2 protein-coding genes are annotated in these 1,539 nt (G+C 67.0%); both read right to left on the bottom strand.

Features of this window, described 5'->3' with window-relative positions:
• A partial coding sequence (locus tag N878_RS20115) for a BCCT family transporter (RefSeq protein WP_031303588.1) occupies positions 1 to 510 on the bottom strand: 510 nt, incomplete at its 3' end.
• A gap of 254 nt (positions 511 to 764) precedes the next feature.
• Positions 765 to 1,539, bottom strand: a 775-nt coding sequence (locus N878_RS20110) for a BCCT family transporter (RefSeq protein WP_021445346.1), incomplete at its 5' end; no start/stop codon positions are given.

Raw genomic sequence — 1,539 nt, 5'->3', positions numbered from 1 at the left:
GCCATTGTCGCCGACGGCGATGCCGGCCAGCGACGAGTCGTAGTGCGACATGGGCTCGGCCACGCCGTAGAACATCAGGCCGATGCCCATGCCGGCGGCGAACAGCATGGCGAACCAGGACGTGTAGGAATAGTCGGGCCGCGCCAGCGTGCCGCCGAGGCGCACCTTGCCCAGCGGCGAGACGATCAGGCCGAGGCACAGCAGCACGAAGATGTTGGCCGAGCCGATGAAGAACCACGCCAGGTTCTGCGTCAGCCAGTCGCGTACGGCCTTGAACAGCGGCTCCACCTCGTTGTGCAGGGCCAGCGCCAGCACCACGAACAACAGCGCGCTGAGCGCCGAGACGATGAAGACCGTGCCGTGGATATCGAGATTGACCAGGTAGCGACCGCGGATATTGTCCTGGCCGACCACGTAGTCGGTGTCTATCAGAGTGGCGGCGCCGCTCGGGGCGGGTATACCGTCGTCGTTGGCTGTACTGGGCCCCTTGGACCCTTGGGCATGGCTCATATGGCTGCTCCTTATAGTTATCGCGTGCTCGACGCGGCGCGCGGCGCAGTGCCGAACGCGGAGGCCGACGCTAACAGAAGGAAAAACCGGCCTGCGCGGCGCAAGCGGCGCGGGGCTATCCAATAGCGACGAGGGCGGCGCTTGGCGATGGGGGGGCGCCGCTCCTACAGGGGGGTGTCGAACCCGAGGTTGTGAGGCCCGCGCATAAAAAAGCGCGCCCGCAGGCGCGCTCTCCGGGCCGGCGAGGCCGGCGCTTAGCGCGGCTCGCTCAGCAGCCCCTTGACGATGGACACGCAGCCCACCAGCAGCACGATGGTGAACGGCAGCCCCGTCGACACCGCCATGGCCTGCAGCGCCACCAGGCCGCCGCCGAGCAGCAGGGCGATGGCGATCACGCCTTCGATGCTGGCCCAGAACACCCGCTGCGGCACCGGCGCATTGACCTTGCCGCCGGCGGTGATGGTGTCGATCACCAGGGAGCCGGAGTCCGACGAGGTGATGAAGAACACCACCACCAGCACGATGCCGATAAAGGAGGTGATGGCGGTCAGCGGCATTTCGCCGAGCATGCTGAACAGCTTCAGTTCCAGGCCGGCGTCCTGGGCGCCGGTGAAACCATCGACCAGCAACTGGTTGATGGCGGTACCGCCGAAGGCGGTCATCCACAGCACCGAGACCAGCGACGGCACCAGCAGCACGGCGATGAGGAATTCGCGCACGCTGCGGCCACGGCTGACCCGGGCGATGAACATGCCGACGAAGGGCGACCAGCTGATCCACCAGGCCCAGTAGAACGCCGTCCAGCCCTGGCTGAAGTTGGCGTCCTCGCGGCCGATGGGGTTGGACAGCGCCGGCAGGTACTGCAGGTAGGCGCCGAGGTTGTGGAAGAAGCCGGTGAGGATGGCCAGGGTCGGCCCGGCGATGATGACGAACAGCAGCAGGGCCAGGGCCAGCGCCATGTTCAGTTCGGACAGGCGCTTGACCCCCTTGTCCAGACCGGCGACCACCGAGGCCAGGGCGATGATGGTG

Origin of the sequence: Pseudomonas sp. EGD-AK9, assembly GCF_000465935.2 — a bacterium.
GTDB lineage: Bacteria > Pseudomonadota > Gammaproteobacteria > Pseudomonadales > Pseudomonadaceae > Aquipseudomonas.
The sequence above is the reverse complement of the archived record's forward strand: the minus strand, read 5'-3'. Positions and strand labels throughout refer to the sequence as shown.